Below are 21,508 nucleotides of genomic sequence, written 5' to 3' on the forward strand. Positions count from 1 at the left end.
TCCTCCTTGAAAATTATAGATTAGCCGCTTTTTTCATTTGTTTTTCTACGACACGGTCATATTTCTTTTCCCATTTCTTCATAGCAAAGACCAGTGCTACAGAAGTTAAACCAATCAACACACCAGAAGTGATCCAGAACCATTGAGAAACCACCGCGTCCGGATATGCAAGCCCGATTGGAGAGAAGACGATGTAAGTAAATACAATCAAACTTAACAAAATAATCGCTGTCGGAATCGCATACTTCCACGGGACCATGTCCACTTTAGGAGCATGCTTGAACGAATAAGGTTTGGACAGCGGGCGAATATATCCGATTGCCAACATAATACCGACTTCGATAACAAAAAGGATGGCAGAAATGTGGATGAAGTTCATCGTAATTTCAATGCCGAACATCTGGTTCAATCCCCATACAAGCATGTAGTACGTAATGACGTGAAATATCACTGCAATCTTCGCGCCCAGTGGCGGAACAAACTTGGATGCAATTCCTACGAGCACAATCGCGATGATTGGGATGTTAAAGAAACCAGTAAACTTACGAATGATATCCCAAAGGCCATCCGGTGCACTCATGAGCATCGGGGAAATAAAGAATGAAACGAGTGCCAAAATCGTACCGAAATATTTACTTACCCGAATCAACTGTTCATCAGAAGCATCGGGTTTAAAACCAGGCTTGTACACATCTAAAGCAAACATCGTCGCCGCTGAGTTCAAAAGTGAGTTAAAGCTTGAGAACACCGCTCCCAGAAGAACAGCTAAAAACAATCCAGAGAAGATCGTAGGCATCAAATTGGTCACCATGGTTGGATAAGCCAAATCAACCGTTTGGAAGCCTGACCCATATAGATGGAAAGCAATAACTCCTGGAATCATCATGAGAATAGGTACAACAAGCTTATAAAAACCGGAGAACAAGACCCCTTTTTGACCTTCCGCGAGGTTCTTTGCTCCCAGGGCACGCTGAATCACGTACTGGTTCGTACCCCAATAGAACATGTTCATGAAGATCATACCGGTGAATATAGCGGAAAATGGAACAGAATCTTCTTTTCCACCAATCGCATTTAACTTGTCTGCATTGTCAGTAGCCATCGTCTTGAATCCTTGAAAGAAGTTCCCGTCCCCTAATACAAAAAGTCCGATCACCGGAATCATCAAACCAATCAACAGCAAACCAATTCCATTCAACGTATCAGATACTGCAACCGCTTTCAATCCGCCGAAAATCGCATAAATGGCACCGATAATTCCGATCACCCAGATGACCAGCCAAACCGATGATTCAAAAGAAATACCTAGAAGACCAGGGACATCAAAGAGCTTAAGTACGGCGAGTGCACCAGAGTAAAGAACCGAAGGAATGGTAACAAACGCATACCCGAGCATAAAGAGAACCACTATGTAACGTCTGACGCCATCATCGAATCGTGTACTTAAAAATTCAGGAAGAGTAGAAAAGGCACCACCTAAGTACTTAGGAAGCAGAATCAATGCCATAATGATGACAGCAATCGGAGCCGTCACTTCCCAGGCCATGTTGGACAAGTTCGTCCGATAAGCCTGTCCGTTCAAACCAATCAATTGTTCTGCAGATAAGTTCGTCAGCAGCAAACTACCAGCAATAAACCCACCAGTTAATCCTCGACCAGCAAGGAAATATCCATCGGAATCATTCACCTGTCCTTTCGCCTTACGATAGGACACCCATCCGACCAATCCCATAAACAAGATACACGTGACGAGTGTAAATAGAATACTCATGATTGACTTCCTCCTTCTTTATCGTTCAAATATTGTACAAATACATTGGGACCTTTAATTCCGACATGTGCGCCTTGAGAGACAAACCTTTGATGATCCTCATGGGCAATCAGCCATTTATTTCTCATAAAAAGTAAGGAGTCTTCCCCCTTTTCTTCATCCTTTAATGGAGTATTGGTACCTTCAGGTAAAATGACGATACATTTGAATCCTTCTCCGGTCACCTTGCAAGGAGCGAGGTGAAGGGTCGTTTGGAACATTTCGATCGCATACCCTTCCGGAATGTAAAACGCTTTCAAATGTTCTGTAGAAAAAGTATTATCCTCCACATCATTCAATTGCCCTAAAAGTAAGACCATATCAGTCGCAGCTACATTGATTTCGCTGCCCTTATGATATTCCAGTCCACCTAAATTGGAATTGTTCCCATTACAATAGCCGATTTGAATATCCATGCCACCGTAGTACCTTTTTTGAATGGTACTTTTCACATCTTTTAACTCCAAAGTAGGTTCAGAAGGGACATATACATTCCCAGCATCTGGAACCGGAAGATCTTCAGTCAATTGAATGAGATCTTCATCAGGAAACCTTTCAAGTATTCGTCCGAAATTCTTAAAGGAACTATCCTCCACGTGTCGAATATTTAGAGAAACATTCATCTTTTGCAATTGGTCCAGCATATCATCCCTCCACATTAAAGATATCTACCTTTTATAAAACGTAGGTATCTTTGTTGTTATTCATTGTACTGGAAGCGCATTCAATCTGGCAAGAGGAAATTTTAATTACCTTCCACGGAACCGCATGAAACAGCGATTTAATCATATTTATACCTGATATAAAATTTTTAATTTTCTAAAAAGTGTTGAAATATTCAGGGCCTGTCCATATAATATTAGACAATGAAAGCGTTATCAGTAGAGGAGGTGCGGAATTAAAGGTTGTAACGTTATTAATTAAGGTAGCAACGTTAGTATGTAAAACAAAAGGGGGACGAATTAGTGAATGTTAAGCATGTGATGCTTGCTGTTTTTATTCTAATGACAATGGTTCTAGGCGCTTGTTCATCTGAAAGCTCTGGTGAATCTGATAATGCTGATGGAAGTAAAACGATCAGTTTCATACATTGGCGTGGGGAAGATAAAGAGGTTTTCGATAAGCTCATTGAAAAGTTTGAAAAGGAAAATGAAGGAATTAAAGTGGATATGACCATTTATCCTTCCGAACAATATCAATCCACAGCTCAGACACTCATTCGAGATGGAGAAGTCGGGGATGTATTCACATCCTTCCCAGGTTCTCAATTCGAAATTATGGATAAAGCAGGATTGATGACAGATCTATCTGGAGAAGAATTACTATCCAATTTTAATGAGAGTTTACTTGAAGCTGGTCAGAAAGACGGGAAACAGTGGGCCGTTCCTTATCAGTTGGTGTTCAACCAGCCCGTCTACAACAAAGGGATCTTCGAGGAGTTGGGAATTGAAATCCCTGAGAGTTGGGAAGAGTTTTTAGCTATGAATGAAACGTTGAAGGAAAATGGGTACGCCCCAATGGCCTTCCCTGGTGCAGACATTGGTCCAGGACAATTAATGAACAGTATGATGATGAATAATGCAACAGATGAAGATATCTTTACACAATTGGAAAATGGAGAAACAAAATTGACGGACGAGTGGTGGGTCAAAACACTAAGTCAATTCAAGGAACTAGCCGACAAAGGGTATTTCCAGGATGATTCCCTTGGAACAAAACACGACGGAGCGATCGCACTAATGGCTCAAGAAAAAGCAGCGATGCTCGGAAGTGGTTCGTATGCCATGGCTAGTATTAAAGAACAGAATCCAGACATGAAGCTTGGACTTCTGGCACCGATCACGGTTTCTGCAGATGAAGCCGTCTATGAAGGGATTCACACCACGACATTCATGATGGCTGTCAATAAGAACTCTGACACACAAGACGAAGCGAAGAAATTCATCGAGTTTTTAAGCCAGCCTGAGAATGCCAGTACTTATGCAAATGAAACGGGACAGCACCTAACCGTAAACGATGTGAATTATGAGTCTGAAGTATTGAAAAACACGGCCGATTGGATGGATAAAGACACACGCTTCCAACCTCGCTACTTAATCAATAGTGCAGATATTGAAAAAGCGGTCATCGCTTCCATACAATCCGTCATCGGAGGGACAGACCCAGAACAAGCTGCGGCTGAAGCACAAAAAGTGGTCGATCAATTTGTAAAATAACCAAGATTCCTTATAGGGGAAGAAAGCGCGGTTCATGAAAACAGACGCTTTCTTCTTCTATTTATGACTAAGGAGGCACTTATGAAAGCTGGAAAATCCATTTACCTATTTGTTGTTCCAGGATTGATCCTGTATTTGATCTTTTTTATTTACCCTACAATAAGTGCTCTTTTCTATTCCTTCACAAACTGGGATGGATTATCTACAGAGTACGATTTTGTCGGAGTCAGCAATTACATGGAAATCTTCACGGCTGATGCTATTTTTCGTAAATCATTAGTGAATAATATAGAATTCATGCTGTTTGTAGTAATCTTTCAAACCTTGTTTTCTTTAGTTTTCGCCCTGTTTTTAACGAAGAACTCGAAACGCAGTGTATTCTTAAGAGCGCTTTACTTCTTTCCGACCATTTTATCTTCCGTTTCCGTTGCTTTTATTTGGTCCTATATGTATGACCCGAACCTCGGACTGATCAACACGGTCATGCAGGCTATTAACCTGGATTCCCTTGCATTGAATTGGATAGGAAATGAAGATATCGCTATTTACTCCATTTCCGCTGTTCAAGTCTGGTTCCATACGGGGCAGATGCTGATTATTTTCGTCGCCGGCCTGCAGGGCATCCCGAAAGATTTATATGAGGTGGCCAAAATGGAAGGAGCAAACAAATGGCAGACGTTCAAGAAAGTCACCTGGCCTCTTGTGGCACCTGCGGCTACGATTGTTGTTGCTTATACAACGATCCAATCGTTTAAGGCCTTCGATTTGATCTTCGCCATGACCAGGGGCGGCCCGAACTACTCGACAGAAATCTTAGCCACGCTTATTTACAATACGGCTTTTCGGAGCTACCGCTTTGGATATGCGTCAGCTGAATCTGTCATTTTCATGATTGTCATTGCTATTATCACAATTGTTCAAATGAGAGTCTTAAGATCAAGAGCTACGTAAAAAGGAGGGAAAGAATCTATGGATCGATTAGGAAAAAGAGTGCTGCTCTTCATTTACGCAGCCATCATCATCATTCCCATGTTGACCGTCTTCTTCTCTACATTTAAAACAACATCGCAAATGTATGAGAATCCCATAGGCCTGCCTGAATCATTCAACTTCTCCAACTATGTACAAATATTTAATGAAACAGCGATGGCTACATATTTCAAGAACAGTGTCATCGTGACCCTTGTATCCGTAACGTTCACCTTGTTCTTTGCCAGTTTAATTGCCTATGCCATTACAAGAATGAACAAGTGGATGGGAGGATTACTTTTCGGCTTATTCACCCTAGGAATGATGGTCCCAGCCCAAGTAAATATGATTCCACTCTACTCATTGATTTACCGGTTGGACTTAACCAATACGCTCAGTGGGTTAATGATCGTCAATATATCCGTGACCTTACCCGTTGCGGTGTTCATTTTGACCGGATTCATGAAAACCATTCCGAAAGAATTATTTGAAGCCTGTACCATTGATGGAGCAAACAATTGGCAGGTGTACCGTAGAATTGCCCTGCCGTTATCTTTGCCTTCGATATCCGCAACGGCCATATTCCTTTTTGTCATGCATTGGAATGACTTGTTATATCCTTTGCTGTTCATCACGAAAGACGAATATAAAACTCTGCCTCTGGCTTTATTAGAATTCCAAGGACAGTATATGACAAACTTCCCGATGCTGTTTACGGGTGTCATGATTGCTTCAGCACCCATGATAATTGCCTATGTGTTCCTGCAGAGATACTTCATAGCTGGAATGACAGCAGGATCAGTAAAAGGATAAGGAGCTGTGGAGATGACCATTTCGATTGGATTGATCGGTGCTGGGAATCGTTCAAAATCCTTACTTAAAGCCATGAAACATACCAACGAATTTTCAGTGGTAGGATATGTCGATAAAGAATCAAAGGCGTTTGTTGAACACCTCTACCCTGAGGCGCATTTTTTTCACAACGAAGAAGAACTGTATAGGAATAAGAGGATCGATGCTGTCGTCATTGCTACACCTAACGACCTCCACGCAAAAAATATTAGCACAGCGATGAAAAACCAAGTAGCTATTTTCACAGAAAAACCTATGGTTGCCAAATATGATTCATTCATAGACCTATATAAAAAAATAAAGGCGTACGAGAAAACTTTTATCATTGGAACAGAACTAAGACATGACCCTGGTTTCATTCGCTTTAAAAAACAGGTGAGCACAAACACCCTTCTATCCATTTGGTGCCACGAATTCAGACCTCCCTTTCGTGCCGGGAGTGAGAGTTGGCGACTGGAAAGAATCCGGTCCGGTGGTACATTCTTAGAGAAAAATATCCACCACTTTGATCTTATGGTCAATCTGATAAAGTCCCCTCCTCGTTCTGTATTCGCCAAAGGGGACCATCCTGAAGAAATGATAAAAAACGGCTGGGTCATTGTGGAATTTGAGGATGGCTCCTTTGGAAATTTAGGGATTTCCCTATCCTGTGAGCAACACCATCTTGAAGTGGGCGTCCTTCAAAAAGACAATCAATTTACGTACTACCCTAACCAGCAAAAGCTTATGTCAGGGAATATAGAAAATCCTCCCCTTTTTGACCTTGGAGGAATTGACCAGACAGGTTTTGATCATCCGGGTGAAGTTGAACAAATGAAAGAATTCGCACGACTTATCAAATCAGAAAAAACAATGGACGGAGTTCTTGTGGAAGCCTATTGGAGTCATAAGATTGCTTTTGCCGCTGAAGAGTCGGTTCGGTCAGGAAAAGAAGTTCTGTTAAATGACTTCACTCTTTCTTAAAGGAGGAAAAGTATGAGCGTCATTGATATGCATCACCATATTCTCAACGTCCCAAATTATATGGAGAATTTAATAAAACGAATGGATGAGATCGGTATTGATCGTGTCTGCTTAAGCGGTCTCGGTCTCCCCTCAGATAACTGGCTTGGAGACCTTTCACCTACAAATGAAGATGTCAGGAAAGCGATGGAAGAGTATCCTGACCGCGTGATTGGGTTTGGGGTTATTCGTTTAGGGGAGTCGACGGTAGAAGACGTCGAACGGTTATATACCCAGGGTTTTAGAGGAATTAAAACGACGCGGCCTTTGCACAATTATGATGACCCACGCTATGATCCCATTTATGCAAAGATTGAAGAACTGGGCATGCCGGTCCTTTTCCATACAGGCTTCATTCTCCAAACGAAAGTGGATCAGCAGGATGATGTATCCTCTGCCCGTATGCGTCCGGTGATGTTAGACCGCGTGGCACGATCTTTTCCAAACTTGACTATGTTTATCGCTCATTTAGGAATGCCATGGCACGAGGAGGCAGCTATGATGGCTCGCTTTCATCCCAATGCTTATGTCGACCTATCCGGTTCACCGATGGGTTGGAGGAACCGGAAATCTCCTTCTTTCTTTCAGGATCTATTCTATTGGGAGGGAGCCTTTGAAAAAATCGTGTTTGGTTCAGATGTCCATTACGATGACTTGAAATCTTCTTATTACGACCATAAAAAACTATTTCAGCTGCTTAATCTGGATGAAACGACTCAGCAACGTATTTTTTCTGAGAATATGAAAGCTATCCTAAACTTATAATCGGAGGACAATGATGATAAATCAAGACGTTTCCTACACATTGACAGAAGGTCCAGAAGAATCAGCCCATCACTTTGCCCGTTATTTGGCTGATTTTATTCAGGAGCGTAATGAAAGAAACTTACCCACCAGACTGATTTTGCCCGTAGGACCTGTTCGGCCGTACCCTATTCTAGCCCGTATGATAAATGAGGAAAAAATTTCTTGGAAGAACGTTCATATTTTCAACATGGATGAATACCTGGATTGGCAGGGGCGCCCCATTGAAGAAGATCACGCATACAGCTTCAAAAAGTTCATGAACGAATTTCACGAAAGTCTCCACCCTTCGCTCAGCCCCCCGAAAGATCAGCGTCATTTTCCTGATGTGTACAATATTGATGATATCAGCAGCAAGATCGAACAGGTTGGCGGCATCGATTTATGCTTGGGAGGAGTAGGGGTGCATGGGCATGTCGCTTTTAATGAACCCGTCATCTCCCGTTTCCAACAAGTGACCATCGAAGAATTCAGAAACTCCAAAACCCGAATTCTATCCTTAGCACCCGAAACACAGGTGATGAATAGTATTCGGACCAATGGGGGAAGTTTTGATGAATTCCCCCCGATGGCGATTACCTTAGGAATGAAAGATATCATGAATGCAAGGAAAATCCGACTTTATTGTGATGGAGGAACGTGGCAGCAAGAAGCCTTTTATCAAGCCATCTGCGGGAAAGAAGATGTCCGATATCCTGTCACCTTACTTCAAGACCATGCAGATCTGCAGTTTATAGCTACGAAAGAAACGGCCCTTAAAGTGATCAACCAGTCTTAGCAAGCCAAGTCCGTTAAGAGTTAAAGACCTTAAGCGTGAAGGATTCCCCACTCACGCTTAAGGTCTTTTCTAATTGAACCCACCTCTTTCATTCTATTGCATTCTTTAATGAAAAATAGACAATAATTTCCCGGGTAATATATATTTCGCCATTATTCTATTACCAAATCTAAGCAAAGAAAAAAGCTGCTCGTATAAGAGCAGCTTTTAAAACTTATGAATTATAATCCAGGATCATTTCCCGAACTTCCTGCACCTCTTGGTCCGGGACTTCTAAATAATAAATCCCATTAATTTTAGTCCCACTACCTGTCATCTGATAGGTAGAAAGATTTTCTCTCGCCCCACTATAGTTCTTCATCAAGTCCTGCATGGTATTGAAATCCATATTGGTAGAAACATTCTTACCAAGAACGTCCATGACATTACCAATTTTGTTAATGGATCCGACATTCATCCCTTTATCAACAATCCCCTGGATGACTTTACGTTGGCGTTCGTTACGCCCAAGGTCACCCTTCGGATCATCATAACGCATACGAACATAGCCTAAAGCTTCTTCCCCATCCATGGTCAATTCACCTTTTTTATAATGGAAGTTATCCTTCCCATACCATTCGATGTCGTTTTGGATAGTGATCCCGCCAACGGCATCCACCATTTCTTCCAAACCTTCCATGTTCACCTGAACATAATAGTCAAGGTTAATATCAAGGAAGTTTTCTACAGTCTGTATAGCCATATCTGCTCCACCAAAGGCGTAAGCATGATTGATCTTATCCTGTTTTCCAGAATGAGAGGAATTCCCCACCATCTCTGTCCGTGTGTCACGTGGAATGCTGATAATTTGGCTGCGATTGTCGTTTGGATCGACAGACAATACCATTAAAGCATCAGAACGCCCGGAATCTCCGGCTCTTTCATCAACGCCCATCAGCAAAATGTTAAGTGGTTCCTTTTCCTTACGCTTTTTCTCTGTCAGTTCATGATCGATGGATGCGACTTCTTTGTGCATTTTTGAATCCACCGTGTTTTTCGCCCCACTGTAAAGGGAGTAACTATATACTCCTGCTGGGATTAATAACATTACCAATAAAACTAGAGTTACTTTCCACCATCGTGTTTTTTTCTTCTTATGCTTATCCGTACGTTTCATCTACAAATCTCTCCACCTTATTATCACTTTATCCTTCTATTATATAGTGGGAAGGAAAAACTTACAATTCTATAATTATAAAATCATAGTTCATCCCCCATACTATTAAAAAAGTTCAATGAAGGAGATCTTATTATGAAAAAAGCACTCATCACCCTAATGCCCATTCTCTACATGATTCTTATTTGGATTCAATCAAGTCTTTCTATCGAGACAATTAAGGAATGGATTTTATGACATTAGGATTCTTCCTGGAAAGTTTACACCTGATTGAATTCGCCCTGTTATACATTCTCATCGTTCTTGCTCTGCAAATTCATAACCACTTTTCGAAAACAACCAATTTACTTGCTGCTATTCTTGCCTCTTTCTATGGTTTGACCGATGAATTTCATCAGCTGTTCGTTGACGGTCGATCATTCACGATTAATGATCTGATAAAAGATTGGTGCGGAGTATGGATCACTTATTTTATTGTTAAATTAAAGTATTTTAGAAGAAATAAACATCCTCATGGTGAACCAGAAGATGTCATTGAAAATGTCTTCACTTTAATTAATCAAAAACATTAATTATACTTCATCAAGTAAAAATAGATATCCCATCGTTTCCTTCTACTATTCTTTATTTCGCAAGCAAATGAGGGACTGGATGTACCACTTTCTTCTTACCAAGAACTTTTCTTCTTAATGTTTCCACCAAAGGTTTTTCTACAAATTTATAAACCATACAGCACGAAGCCGTAACCAAAAGAATGATCAAGATCAATCCGAAGAAAGGGTGGATGATGTCAAAAAAATTCAACTTTACAAATATCATTAAATATCCTTTTATAAAAGGTCCGTGGGCAATGTAAATGGAATAGGATGCTCCCCCTAGATAAGATAAGAAATGGGGGACATTTTTCTTGGTCTTATCCTTTTCTGCTATCCCATACATAATTAACATGGAACAAAACCCATACGCTAGAGCTAATGGTATAAAAGTTAGCGAGTAAATATTATGGATCCATACAAGGAAATAGCCAGACAGACCTAGAACAATACAAAGTCCAGCGTATCTATTTGTGAAATGAATAGAAAGATAAGCTACGAGTGTTCCGCAGAAGATTTCCACTATACTGATACTGAAGATAGAGCTTGGGAGGAAGGAAAATATATTCATTTCTCCAAGAAAAGTGAGTACGATCAATAAACCAATGAAAGGTTTCATAATCACCGGTTTATACATATAAGCAAAGAATAGAAAGTAGAAGAATACGATGTGTGTCAGTGACCATGCTGAACTTAAAATGGGCTCGTTCGTCAATAAGAGAAAAGACTTGAGGGTGACCCCCAGACTATAACCTTCTTCCAGCGCAGGTAACCCAAGGGGCACGATTAAAGCTAATGTCGTAAAAATCCAATATAAAGGAAAGATCCTCAAAATTCTTTTGATCAGAAACTGAATAGCTTTTTCCTTGTTTCCAGCATGCTTGTTATAGAGGTAATAAATCATGAATCCTGTGACGATAAAAAAGAAATCCACGCCCCCTGTCCGCTCCCATTGAGCTACATTAAACCAATCATACCCAATTTCCTGATAAAAGTTATTGTTCGCATGTCCGATAAGTACAAATAATATAGCAAGAGCTCTGGAAATTTGGATAATCTCCATTTTACCGGAATTGGATGGTTTCATAATCTTCACCTTCCTATGCTTACTTACTGATGAGCCTGGCTCAAGGAGTTCGCGTATGTTTTTTCACCGCACGGACGGAGTAATTCAAAAAATACCACATCGTTGAAGGAAGATTACTACGCCCGACTTTCCTGTAAGTATTCCAGGTCTTTCGAGCAGACTTCCACTTGTTGCTCGATAGAGATTCATTACATTTCCTATATAAAGCTAGCTCTTCATTTAATCCATAAGCAGTAATCCCCTGGGAGAGAATAGACATCCACAACCCATAATCTTCAGAACAGTCTCTATAGAGGGGCATTTTCACTGTGCCTATCTTTTCTTGGTTCAGGACCACTGTCAGAGTTCCAATTGCTGTATTCTTGAGTAAATCCTTATACGTAATCTGACTAGGCATATGGAATACGATCTCTGTAAGTTCTCCTTCTTCCCGCATAATCCGATAAGCAGTATAAGAAAAAGAATAATCATTTTTATGCATGAACGAAATTTGTTTTTCTAGTTTTTCAGGTAACCAACAATCGTCACTGTCTAAAAAAGCAAGATACCTTCCTTCCGCGGCTAGAATTGCTTGATTCCTAGCATAAGCAGGCCCACTATTTCTAGTTAGTTTAATAAACTTAATACGTTCATCGGCCGATTGTTTGGCTTCAATAAGTTCTACTGAATGATCATTAGAGCAATCATCCACGATAATCATTTCCCAATTCGTGTAAGTTTGAGATTGAACGGATTCAATCGTCTCCAATATAAAATGTGCTGAATTATACGAAGGAGTAATGACGGAGACTTTCCCCATATTTTTAATATCCATTTGAACATCTCCCCTTATTAATGAATCGCTCTCTTCTTACCGACGCTTTTCAAGGAATCTTGTACATCAACACCTTGAGCCTGTTCGCGGTGGAAAACCACTTTCAACGTTAGAAATAATATTTTCCAATCTGACAAAAAGCTATAATTTTTCACATAAGCTAAATCAAACCGTAATTTGTCTTCCGCTGACGTAGTGTATTTCGCGTGTACTTGAGCTAAACCTGTAATGCCTGGCTTAACTTCAAGTCGGTGATGGTAATCAGGAAATTGCTTATTGAACTGTTTTACAAAATATTCTCTCTCTGGTCTAGGACCAATCAGGCTCATCTCACCTTTCAACACATTGAACAATTGCGGAAGTTCGTCTAGTCTTGTAGCTCGAATAAATGAACCGATTGTAGTAATCCTCGGATCTTTAAAGGTAGCTAAAACAGGTCCTGTTTTATTCTCTGCATCAGCAACCATACTCCGAAATTTATAAATCCAGAAAGGTTTCCCTTTGACACCTAATCTTTGCTGTTTATACAGGGCTGGACCCGGAGATGTTAGTGGGATGAGCCATGCTAATAATAGAAGTATTGGGCTTGTAAGTAAGATTAAACTTATGGATCCAATCACATCCATCCCCCTTTTCAGTAATTGGTGGATTGGGTGAATATGAAAGGGTTGGATCGAAAAGACAATTGTATCTTCCAGTTGATAAGTTTCCGCCCCCTGAATACCTAATTCATAAAGTTCAGGTATCACCAATGTTTCCTTCCCATATTTAGTGGCAAGCTGTACCATTTCCACTTTTTCTTTTGCACTAAAACCAGAACCGATCAACAACGCATCCGTATCCTTCTCATATTTTTTTAAGACATCTTCATCCATTGTTTGAGAAGAACCACAAATACGATACCAGCCTTCATTCTTTTCAAGAAAATGATCCATCTTTGAATCCTCGTCTCCAATTAACCAGATCCTTTTTACAGCTTTTTTCCTTATGAAAGACCAGGCTATCGACCTTACGAGTAATAAAAGAAAAGTCTGGAGGCTGATCGAAACCATCAAATAGCTTATACCGAAAGTGAACCATGATGTGAAAACGATTCCCAAACTAATCAACACACCTACAATGATCATTGAGATAACGACGGAATACATAAGATCCTTAAGCGATTTTCTCTCCCAGTTCTTATAAGAATTGGAGAATGTAAAGGTCATATAGGCTATTCCTAATGCGAGAGGAAGTGATGCTGTGTGAAACGGAAAATCAATGATAGAACTCGCCTCAAAAAAGTTATAGATGATCCAAAATCCACTAAAGAGCAGTGCCATATCCATAAAAATAAAGGGGGCAAAGTTTCCTTTAAACGAGTGATTCATCTTATCCCTCTCCTCTCTTAACGATCCTAAACCACCCCAATTAAGAACTTAGGTTCTTTATTGAGAACGAACGTATAAAATTACCTTTCTTATCACCAGGTTTCACCACTTTTTCAAAAGGCTTGGACTTTACCATATAAAGTTTTTTAAACAAGTTCATAGGATGATAATCGATCCGTTTACCATCAACTAGAGAAATATTCTCTCGTGCATAAGACATGGTGTGTAATCCGTCTGGGTAAAGGCTTTCAGGTGACTGATGCAATTGGGATACTGGTTCTTCTTTGAATTCATCAGGACTTAACTTTTCTACCCTATTTAGAACAATACTCCCACCGTATGTGGCTGAACAATCTTGTGCAGGCCTGTATAATACATCATTTAGCACAAAGGGAGTACCTGCGGGTCTTGCTGAACGAATATCATACTTGACCGGGTTTGCAGCATGCTCTTTCCATTCACCTAGAAGGTGATCCGAATAAAAGATATGCAGCTCATAATTCTCGGTTTGGAAGGATGACGCCCTAGTACAAAACAGCCACCACCTTCCATTCCAATGGATAATAGTAGAATCGACAGCTGCTATTCCTTTCAAGATGGTTTTGACTTCCCCCCATCCTTTAGTCTCATCTTTCCATTGGTGGATCGTCACTTTTTTCGACTCTGATGTTTCAGGAATACAGAAATAGTTATTTCCATCCTCTAGTATATAAGGATAAGACATATGGGTGGGGAGGTTCATCGTTCCCTTTCTCAGACTATACTTTCCCATATCTTCCCCTTCGTTGGTTAAATGCAATTCACTAATAAAGCCTTTAACAACTCTATGATCCACTTCTTCGAAAATCAGACGCAACTCTCCATCTGCTTCATAAGCGAATGGGTCTGCATAATATAGGTTTTTATCGGAAAATAGCCATTTAATTTCTACTGGATCTTCTTTCAAGAATGCATGCAAGGGTTGATTCACGACCCCTATATTCCAGTACTCGTATCCAAACAAGCGCTTATACCATCTTTTAGCTTGATGTTTTCCTATTCTCAGTGAATATTTTATTCGTTTCATTGCTGGGAGAGGAGTGTTTTTTTCTATCACCCATTCATGTGAAGCAGAAGTGTTTGGGATACCTTTGTTTATTTTCCTACACATCTGTGCCGGCCATTCCAAAATGGCCTGTTCTAATTGTGTCTTGTGTTTTTTAGCCGAATAAAGAATCGTCGGAAGAGAACCCTTCATTAAATTTTGAACTTTTCCGTTGGGAAGTAAACGATCAAAAAACACTTCCGTATAGGGGGATTCTTTCCATAACGCATGAAAAAATGGTTCTTTTTCTTTTAAATGGCGGAAGGTCCACACTCCGTACGATGTTAGATTTAGAAATTCGCCTTCAAAACGGTTATCACTTAAATCTAAATAAAAATCCAAATGATAAGTTCTTAAATGTAAGAGGTCCTTTTGCTTTAGTACACCCTTATCAACTTCACATACCTTGAGACTACTATGCGGGAACATGTCTTTTATATTGTAGTCTTGATGTTTATATGACTGGTGCTTTCCCCTGTCATGAACCTTAATAACCAACGAACATTCTAGATTCTCCATTTCTTTTAGCTTATGAAGCATTTCATATTTCCATTTTTCTCCTGAAAGAGAATTAATAATAATTCCAAACTTCATTTGTGCAGGCTTCAAAACACCCTCCCCCTCTCTAAATGACATCTTTTCGATCCAAATATTCCTGTATTGTCTCACCTACCATTTTCTTTAAGGAAAACTCCTCTTCCACACGCTGCCGTGCTTTCATAGATAATTCATAATGCTTCGTAGAATCCGCGAATAGCTTCAAAATCTTTTCATGGAACACTTCGGTTGAATGTTCGGAAACGAGATAACCCGTTTGTCCTTCAAGGAGTGCTTCACTGATCCCACCCCGGTCTATGGAAATGATGGGGGTTCCTACAGCCATCGACTCCAAAATGACCATTGGAAAAACCTCTCGATTTGAAGTAAGCAACATAACATCCATGTCTCCGATAAATTTTTCTGGATTCTTGATTGAACCAAGCATCTTTACGTTCTCAGATAAACCATACCGTTTAATTAAATTTTCCAAGTTCTTTTTTTCCGGCCCGTCTCCGCCAATAACAAAATTTACATTTTTCATACCTTTGAACTTCCTGGCAATTTCAATAAAGAATTCAAGGTTTTTTTCTTTAGATAACCTAGCCAAGATTCCGACATTGAAAGCCTGACCTTGTCTTTTTTCTCTAAAAATAAATTGCTCTAGGTCTACGCCGTTATAAATCGTTTTAATGATTTCCTTTTGGACGCCGGATTCTAGGAGCGATTTTTTTTCAAAATTGCTCACAGTAATAATTCGATTCACAAACCTATTCATTAACGCGGAGAATATTTTTCTGCTTTTCAGTTCTAACCAGGTGATATTGTGCTTCGTATAGAGAAGTTTAATCGGCCTGCGTGTCACCATCTTCAGAGCAACTCCATACAAAACCATCCGCAAACTATTCGCGTGAATTAACGAAATCTCATTGATCTTCATTACTTTTTTCAACTTTAAGAAATTCCTAAAATGCCTGTCTCTTTTTAATTCAACGTAATGGTCCTTATTTGTGAGCCTATCTTGCAAATCTCCTGGACCAGCAGCATAGTAGAAATTCATGTCCGGATGCTCCAAATGATTTTCAAGCTTGCAGAAGTAAATCTCTGCTCCTCCGAAGCTCAATTTATCTGTTAGTAACAAAACATTCACTGCATCCACCTCCATTACTATCAGTCATGATACTTTTTGTACCGTCGTCACAGAAAATGTACTTTCCTGCGTCCCAAACTTATATTGATTTAAATAAGTAGATAAGATCGCCAAGACCATAAAAAAGATGTCATTGATGATTACAGATAGAAAACCCATTTGAAGGACCATTCCTATAACGGTTAAAAAAAGATAAGGTTTATGTTTGTAAATTTTGTATTGAAACAGGTGATAAACAACAAGGAATAAAAACAAGAGATAAAAGAATATGCCAAGTAGACCCGATTCCGAAAGTACATCCAAGAAAGTGTTGTGTACGGAAAGGTTATCGCCATACTCAAAGGAGTTGTATTCCGCAAAGTTAAAGGCTCCAATTCCGACAACTTTGTGTGTGGTGAAATATTCCCAGGCCCGGCCCCACAACTCGATCCGCCCGCTGCCTCCGTCACTGGTAAAGTCGTTCATTCTCGATTCCAATATGGAAAGCAAGTCAAACCTTAAATACACGATGGCTATATAGCAAGCAAAGGAAACGGAAAGAATGACCCCCATTGTCATTTTCAATTGTTTGAATGGACGGTTGATCAATCCATATAAGATGAAGAGGGCCACCATAACAAGTAATCCCCCTCTGGAAAAAGTGAGGATATTCGTGGTAATACACAAGATTAACCCCGCTTTGTTCAACCAACCTTTTGAGTTACATAAATAGTAAGCAAAGAAAACAGTATTATAAAAAACAAAAAAGTTAGGATCTTGAAGTAAGCCAATCAATCTAGGATAGTTACGATCGATCATCAGCCCGAATTCAGAAATTCGGATGCCCTCGGTATCAAAAAAGTAGCCGACACTTCTAAGTCCAATCACGTACAAAAGAAGACTGGCCGTATTAAAGATCAGACCTACATATCCAATACTTTTATCAATAATTGATTGATGGACGCCCTCTAAAATGGATTTCATCACCAAGTAACAAGATAAATAGATAAGAGCACCTGCCATTATCCTTATACTTGATGCCGGATATAGCGAGAATGCACCAGTAAACGAGTAAATCAGATAGAATGCAAGCATCGCAACTTCATACAATTGCAGATGATAGAAGCGGAACTGACTGATAAATATGACAAAATAGAGGAGTGAAAATATCATATAAGGTTTTAATGAAAAACCTATGTGAACACCATAATTGGCTAAAGTGATCAACAGGAATAGAAAAAATACAGTCCAATTTCTTTTAAGATCCGTTGGCTTTTGAAGGCCCATTTTCCACCCCTCCTGAATGCTCCGGCACACGCCCTTGTTTGTATTTCAATAATAACTGCTGAGTATAAACATATAGTTTTCGCCTTAAATCAGTGTCCAGCAAAGGAAGTAACAGCACAAGGGTTGTATGGAGGGGCAGCGCAAGCATGGCATGAAGATTACCAACCCATTCGATAATAAGCAAACCAGTAAAAAAGTAGGATAAATAAGGAAATAATGACCTTTTGAACAGTACCCATCGATTTGGTGAACACACCCAAAAACCGATAAGAGCTAAAACCTCGATAGCCACTCCAGTAACGGCAGCCCCGATTACTCCATAAGAAAGACTTAAGGTTATATACAGGCCTAATCCGACGATAACAGTGACCAGTTGGATAAATGTACGGGAATTTTGTTTCTCCATCGTTGTCAAACCGTCCGCTAATGCAATATTCACGGATTGAAGTAACAACATAAGTGAAAGTACTTTAAGGGGGAAGGCAGCCCCTAACCATTCTGTACCGAATAAAATCTTGATAACATATTCAGATAAGTAAAAAAAAGGGAGAACCATCATCATACCGACCAAAGACATGATTTTCGTCTGCGAAATTTGATGATTAAGATGTTCTCTCAAGTTTTGGTGCTGGAAAGAACGGAATAAAACGGGATAGTATGCTCCTGCTACAATAAAAGGAATTTGCTGCAAAGCTTGGGGAATTCGATAAGCAACAGCGAACAACCCCACAGCAGCTATTGGAATCGTTTTCTCAAGTATGATCGGCCCGATATGTGGCAGCAAAACGAACAGAAGCCCCCCCAATGTGAAAGAACCCAGGTTCTTGAATAGACCTTTATGAAAAGGGTAGGCAAATCGAATGGAAACATCCTTCATCACTAAGACCAGACCAAAAATGCCTGCTGTTAGGTAAGAGAGTCCATATAACATACACATGGTGAGAGGGTTTAACTGAAGTCCCATCCCTACCACCATTGCTGTAACAAGACAAAAGGATGAGACCATACGGATCAATCCGTAGTATTGCATTTTTTCGATAAGTTGATAAAACGTCGTTCCTATGCTTTGTAAGGCGACACCTGTGACCATAGGGATTATTAAATAATATGCTGTACGGATCAACTCTCCGTTACTCGAGTTAAAAAAGTGAATGATAGTAAAACCAATGAAAAAGGTGGCCACTAGCAGAGTCAACCTCATCTTTACATAAGAAGAAATCAGTTCCGGTAATTTCACCCCGGGCTTAGAACTTTCGCGAAGCGTGATATCGCTTAACCCTGCATCTGTAAAGTACCCCATAATCATGGCAAAGGCTAATGCGACACTAAATACTCCATAATGGCTGGATTGGAGGTAGGAAGCCAGGACAATGAGAGCAGCAGCATTCAAAATACTAGATAAGGCCGTACTGTAAAAAAGATGAAGGATATTTGATGCGATAGAGTTTTTCTTTTCCTTGTCCACCTTCTCCTCCACTCCTTCCCATTAAATCTACCCCGTTTGTAGGATGGTCCCAAATACTTCTTTCCCAGACCTTTCAACGGCATCTATAGTAGAGATTAACGTCTCTTTCTTACTCTTCTTTGTACGGGCAACCAAAAGGACCCCTTCACAGCATTCAACTAACAATTGGGCGTGAGCACTAGACATAAACATTGGCGCTGTAAATAAAATAAGATCGAACGCTTTCTTACATTCATCAACGACGCCTTGAATTTTTTCAGGCATCCACATTTCGTGTGAAAAACTCTTTGGAGAACCGCTTGTTAAGAGGGATAGGTTAGGGACCAGTGTTTTCCGAATTAGATTTTCCACACCTCTTCTTTCCAGAACAGCATCAGCCCAACCCAATCCATTCTTATTTTGAAATAAATTATGGAGCGTAGGAGACGATAGTTGTGCATCGACCAATAACACTCGTTTACCTTGGTGAGCCATAGCCTGAGCTAATTTAGCAGCTACCAAAGAGGTTTCCGTGTGGTCATCTACTGATGTAAGCATTAAAGCTGAAGGTTTGTGACGGATAAATCGATTCACTCTTATTTGAATCATCCGTATTTGCTGAGTGCTCACATATTGTTCATTGAGCAATAGTTTCTGTTTAACCTTCTCAGACACTGATCTCATTTTTTTCCTCCCCATCTACGATTTCCATTTTCCTACCTCTTTGGGTCGAGTGTTTTTCATGTCTCCTCTTTTTTGAAGCTTTCTTTTTCAAGTGAAGATCACCAAGAACCGGAATCCCTAGTTCTTTTTCTACTTGAGAAACAGTCCGGATTGAATCATCTAAATGTTCTTTAAGAAAAGCGATTCCTATTCCAGCCAATACCCCAATGACTAACCCAATTCCTAAGTTGAGTGTAGTGCTACCGACTTTTTCGGCGGTGGTTCCATTAGGAGCATCGCTTAAAATGTAGATATCTTGTACATCAAACAATTGATTCATCTTGTCTACAGTGGTAACAACAATCATGTTCGCTATTTTTTCTGTTTCCTCCGCATTACTTCCTCTTACGACAACATTCACAATCTGTGAATTCCTCGTATTCTGAACGACCACCTGCTTTTCTATGTCTTCATAACTGATACTAAACTCGTTACTCACGGTATTAAGTACGCTTGGGCTTTTAATAAAATCTATAGTAGAGGCGAGCAACATATTAAGTTCTCGTGATTCCGCATATTCTGTTGTTTGTTTATTCAAATCACCGACAACAATACTCTCCATCGATTCGTACGTAGGCTTTATAAAAAATATAGAAACCGTTCCTACTAAAATAAACACGAACAAGGTGACGAGAACAATTGTAAGGATTCTCGTTTTCAGGACAGAGAAGAAACCTTTGATATCCATCTGATCTTGCATGCAAACCTCCACCTATTCATTAAAGTTTATATCTAGTAAGTATGCACTTGATGACTTTGACAATAGTTTATGGTTAATTGAATACCGTCTGATAGTGTATAGAATGGCTCCCAATCAAGCCATTGTTTAGCCTCCTGGTTGGAAAGTAGACTATGGCGAATATCACCCGGACGTTCACCGTGAAAAGAAGGCATTATGGACTCACCTATGTTTAAGTACAGTTCCTCGATAAGCTCTAATATCGAAGTTTTTGTACCTTGGCTGATATTGAGCGTCTTTCCATCGCCATAATGACATGCAGCGACATTCGCTCGGGCTACATCTTTAACAAAGATAAAATCTCTGGTTTGTAACCCATCTCCGAAAACGCATAAAGACTCCCCTCTTAAAGCTTGATCGATAAACATGGCTACTACGCCCGCTTCCCCTTTTGTATTTTGCCTCATTCCATAAACGTTGGAGTAGCGAAGGATGGTATAGTTCAGATCAAATGTTTGGGAGAACATTTCAATATAGGTTTCTGCATTTCTTTTTGATAATCCATAAAAGGATAAAGGGTCTACAGGATGATTCTCATCAATAGGTAAATAAGCCGGAGCTCCGTAAACAGCTGCTGAAGAGGCAAAAATAAACTTCTTCACTCCATATTTCACGCAGGCTTCTAAGAGGTTAACAGTAACCTTGATGTTTTCTTCCGCATCAAACCCGGGGTTTTTCATTGAAAAAGAAACCGAAACTTGAGCTGCTTGATGAATCACAATATCTGGTCTTTCCTTGGCAAATACTAAATCCAAGCTTTCTCTGAGATCCATGTTATAGTGAGTCACTCGATCCGGGATGTTCTCTTTCCTCCCTGTTGATAAGTTATCTAAAATAACAACATCAAAATCTTGTCTAAGTAATTCATCCACGATGTGTGATCCAATAAAGCCAGCTCCACCTGTCACTATTACTTTCACACCCTCCACCTACCCTTCTTTTTCTTTATAAAGAACGAAGTAATATTGTTCTTTATAAAGTATATTGTGTTCATTATAAAACGATTACCTACAATTTAAAACCTCTAAATACATTCTATTTGTTCTTAATAAGACACTTTTCGTTACTGATACTTCTAATATCTCTTTTTTACAGCTCTTTTCATTCTTTTTAA

At 39.8% G+C, this 21,508-nt stretch carries 20 protein-coding genes; 7 read left to right on the plus strand and 13 right to left on the minus strand.

Features of this window, described 5'->3' with window-relative positions; genetic code table 11:
- Positions 1-13 precede the first annotated feature (13 nt).
- The gene (locus J0K78_RS11970; protein ID WP_206947290.1) at positions 14-1,771 is read right to left on the minus strand and encodes a solute:sodium symporter family transporter; all 1,758 of its coding nucleotides are present in this window, start codon (positions 1,769-1,771) and stop codon (positions 14-16) included.
- Positions 1,768-2,454 carry a DUF4867 family protein gene (locus J0K78_RS11975; RefSeq protein WP_206947291.1) on the minus strand — a complete coding sequence of 229 codons (687 nt, stop codon included), beginning with the start codon at positions 2,452-2,454 and terminating at the stop codon, positions 1,768-1,770. The genes J0K78_RS11970 and J0K78_RS11975 overlap by 4 nt, the downstream gene beginning before the upstream one ends.
- Before the next feature lie 339 nt (positions 2,455-2,793).
- Between J0K78_RS11975 and J0K78_RS11980 the strand changes: the two genes are divergently transcribed.
- The 6 genes from J0K78_RS11980 to J0K78_RS12005 all read left to right on the plus strand — a co-directional run bounded on the left by J0K78_RS11980 (position 2,794) and on the right by J0K78_RS12005 (position 8,431).
- Positions 2,794-4,026 (plus strand): ABC transporter substrate-binding protein, encoded by a 1,233-nt coding sequence (locus J0K78_RS11980; RefSeq protein ID WP_206947443.1) that lies wholly within the window; start codon positions 2,794-2,796, stop codon positions 4,024-4,026.
- A gap of 81 nt (positions 4,027-4,107) precedes the next feature.
- Positions 4,108-4,977 (plus strand): carbohydrate ABC transporter permease, encoded by an 870-nt coding sequence (locus tag J0K78_RS11985; protein ID WP_206947292.1) that lies wholly within the window; start codon positions 4,108-4,110, stop codon positions 4,975-4,977.
- Positions 4,978-4,995: 18 nt separating this feature from the next.
- Positions 4,996-5,808, plus strand: a complete 813-nt coding sequence (locus J0K78_RS11990) for a carbohydrate ABC transporter permease (RefSeq protein ID WP_160911320.1) — start codon at positions 4,996-4,998, stop codon at positions 5,806-5,808.
- Positions 5,809-5,820: 12 nt separating this feature from the next.
- Positions 5,821-6,810, plus strand: coding sequence for a Gfo/Idh/MocA family protein (locus J0K78_RS11995; RefSeq protein ID WP_206947293.1), 990 nt, complete (start codon positions 5,821-5,823; stop codon positions 6,808-6,810).
- A gap of 12 nt (positions 6,811-6,822) precedes the next feature.
- On the plus strand, positions 6,823-7,614 hold the full coding sequence (locus J0K78_RS12000; RefSeq protein WP_206947294.1) for an amidohydrolase family protein: 792 nt from the start codon (positions 6,823-6,825) through the stop codon (positions 7,612-7,614).
- 13 nt (positions 7,615-7,627) lie between these two features.
- On the plus strand, positions 7,628-8,431 hold the full coding sequence (locus J0K78_RS12005; RefSeq protein WP_206947295.1) for a sugar phosphate isomerase family: 804 nt from the start codon (positions 7,628-7,630) through the stop codon (positions 8,429-8,431).
- Between the two features lie 214 nt (positions 8,432-8,645).
- Here the strand turns inward: J0K78_RS12005 and J0K78_RS12010 are convergent, their stop codons facing one another.
- Positions 8,646-9,587, minus strand: a complete 942-nt coding sequence (locus J0K78_RS12010) for an LCP family glycopolymer transferase (RefSeq protein ID WP_206947296.1) — start codon at positions 9,585-9,587, stop codon at positions 8,646-8,648.
- A gap of 233 nt (positions 9,588-9,820) precedes the next feature.
- Here J0K78_RS12010 and J0K78_RS12015 point away from each other — a divergent pair, with 233 nt between their 5' ends.
- Complete coding sequence (locus J0K78_RS12015) at positions 9,821-10,159, plus strand: VanZ family protein (protein ID WP_206947297.1); 339 nt, start codon at positions 9,821-9,823, stop codon at positions 10,157-10,159.
- Positions 10,160-10,211: 52 nt separating this feature from the next.
- On the opposite strand, the gene J0K78_RS12020 is transcribed toward J0K78_RS12015, so the two are convergent.
- The 10 genes from J0K78_RS12020 to J0K78_RS12065 are packed head-to-tail and all read right to left on the minus strand — an operon-like array spanning position 10,212 to position 21,314.
- Positions 10,212-11,267 carry an acyltransferase family protein gene (locus tag J0K78_RS12020; protein WP_206947298.1) on the minus strand — a complete coding sequence of 352 codons (1,056 nt, stop codon included), beginning with the start codon at positions 11,265-11,267 and terminating at the stop codon, positions 10,212-10,214.
- Positions 11,268-11,307: 40 nt separating this feature from the next.
- Positions 11,308-12,081 carry a glycosyltransferase family 2 protein gene (locus J0K78_RS12025; protein WP_206947299.1) on the minus strand — a complete coding sequence of 258 codons (774 nt, stop codon included), beginning with the start codon at positions 12,079-12,081 and terminating at the stop codon, positions 11,308-11,310.
- 17 nt (positions 12,082-12,098) lie between these two features.
- Complete coding sequence (locus J0K78_RS12030) at positions 12,099-13,451, minus strand: sugar transferase (RefSeq protein WP_206947300.1); 1,353 nt, start codon at positions 13,449-13,451, stop codon at positions 12,099-12,101.
- 40 nt (positions 13,452-13,491) lie between these two features.
- Positions 13,492-15,144: a glucosamine inositolphosphorylceramide transferase family protein gene (locus J0K78_RS12035; RefSeq protein WP_206947301.1), complete on the minus strand. Its 1,653-nt coding sequence runs from the start codon at positions 15,142-15,144 to the stop codon at positions 13,492-13,494.
- A 16-nt stretch (positions 15,145-15,160) separates the two neighbouring features.
- Positions 15,161-16,222 (minus strand): glycosyltransferase family 4 protein, encoded by a 1,062-nt coding sequence (locus tag J0K78_RS12040; protein ID WP_370551118.1) that lies wholly within the window; start codon positions 16,220-16,222, stop codon positions 15,161-15,163.
- Positions 16,223-16,246: 24 nt separating this feature from the next.
- A complete protein-coding gene (locus tag J0K78_RS12045; RefSeq protein ID WP_206947303.1) occupies positions 16,247-17,488 on the minus strand; it encodes an O-antigen ligase family protein in 1,242 nt (413 codons plus the stop codon).
- Complete coding sequence (locus tag J0K78_RS12050) at positions 17,460-18,953, minus strand: oligosaccharide flippase family protein (RefSeq protein ID WP_206947304.1); 1,494 nt, start codon at positions 18,951-18,953, stop codon at positions 17,460-17,462. Before J0K78_RS12050 ends, J0K78_RS12045 begins: the two co-directional genes overlap by 29 nt.
- A gap of 27 nt (positions 18,954-18,980) precedes the next feature.
- A complete protein-coding gene (locus J0K78_RS12055; protein WP_206947305.1) occupies positions 18,981-19,616 on the minus strand; it encodes a CpsD/CapB family tyrosine-protein kinase in 636 nt (211 codons plus the stop codon).
- Positions 19,600-20,355: a YveK family protein gene (locus J0K78_RS12060; RefSeq protein WP_206947306.1), complete on the minus strand. Its 756-nt coding sequence runs from the start codon at positions 20,353-20,355 to the stop codon at positions 19,600-19,602. The genes J0K78_RS12055 and J0K78_RS12060 overlap by 17 nt, the downstream gene beginning before the upstream one ends.
- 32 nt (positions 20,356-20,387) lie before the next feature.
- Positions 20,388-21,314: an NAD-dependent epimerase/dehydratase family protein gene (locus tag J0K78_RS12065; protein WP_206947307.1), complete on the minus strand. Its 927-nt coding sequence runs from the start codon at positions 21,312-21,314 to the stop codon at positions 20,388-20,390.
- Positions 21,315-21,508: the final 194 nt, after the last annotated feature.

Source organism: Halobacillus sp. GSS1 (assembly GCF_017307035.1).
In the GTDB taxonomy this organism is placed as follows: Bacteria; Bacillota; Bacilli; order Bacillales; family Halobacillaceae; genus Halobacillus; species Halobacillus litoralis.

Coding starts and splice junctions, on each gene's coding strand:
- J0K78_RS11970 (WP_206947290.1), bottom strand. CDS start 1,771: ATGAGTATTCTATTTACACTCGTCACGTGTATCTTGTTTATGGGATTG.
- J0K78_RS12020 (WP_206947298.1), bottom strand. CDS start 11,267: ATGAAACCATCCAATTCCGGTAAAATGGAGATTATCCAAATTTCCAGA.
- J0K78_RS11975 (WP_206947291.1), bottom strand. CDS start 2,454: ATGCTGGACCAATTGCAAAAGATGAATGTTTCTCTAAATATTCGACAC.
- J0K78_RS12030 (WP_206947300.1), bottom strand. CDS start 13,451: ATGAATCACTCGTTTAAAGGAAACTTTGCCCCCTTTATTTTTATGGAT.
- J0K78_RS12025 (WP_206947299.1), bottom strand. CDS start 12,081: ATGGATATTAAAAATATGGGGAAAGTCTCCGTCATTACTCCTTCGTAT.
- J0K78_RS12000 (WP_206947294.1), top strand. CDS start 6,823: ATGAGCGTCATTGATATGCATCACCATATTCTCAACGTCCCAAATTAT.
- J0K78_RS12005 (WP_206947295.1), top strand. CDS start 7,628: ATGATAAATCAAGACGTTTCCTACACATTGACAGAAGGTCCAGAAGAA.
- J0K78_RS12060 (WP_206947306.1), bottom strand. CDS start 20,355: ATGCAAGATCAGATGGATATCAAAGGTTTCTTCTCTGTCCTGAAAACG.
- J0K78_RS12010 (WP_206947296.1), bottom strand. CDS start 9,587: ATGAAACGTACGGATAAGCATAAGAAGAAAAAAACACGATGGTGGAAA.
- J0K78_RS12015 (WP_206947297.1), top strand. CDS start 9,821: ATGACATTAGGATTCTTCCTGGAAAGTTTACACCTGATTGAATTCGCC.
- J0K78_RS12055 (WP_206947305.1), bottom strand. CDS start 19,616: ATGAGATCAGTGTCTGAGAAGGTTAAACAGAAACTATTGCTCAATGAA.
- J0K78_RS11995 (WP_206947293.1), top strand. CDS start 5,821: ATGACCATTTCGATTGGATTGATCGGTGCTGGGAATCGTTCAAAATCC.
- J0K78_RS11985 (WP_206947292.1), top strand. CDS start 4,108: ATGAAAGCTGGAAAATCCATTTACCTATTTGTTGTTCCAGGATTGATC.
- J0K78_RS12045 (WP_206947303.1), bottom strand. CDS start 17,488: ATGGGCCTTCAAAAGCCAACGGATCTTAAAAGAAATTGGACTGTATTT.
- J0K78_RS11980 (WP_206947443.1), top strand. CDS start 2,794: ATGCTTGCTGTTTTTATTCTAATGACAATGGTTCTAGGCGCTTGTTCA.
- J0K78_RS11990 (WP_160911320.1), top strand. CDS start 4,996: ATGGATCGATTAGGAAAAAGAGTGCTGCTCTTCATTTACGCAGCCATC.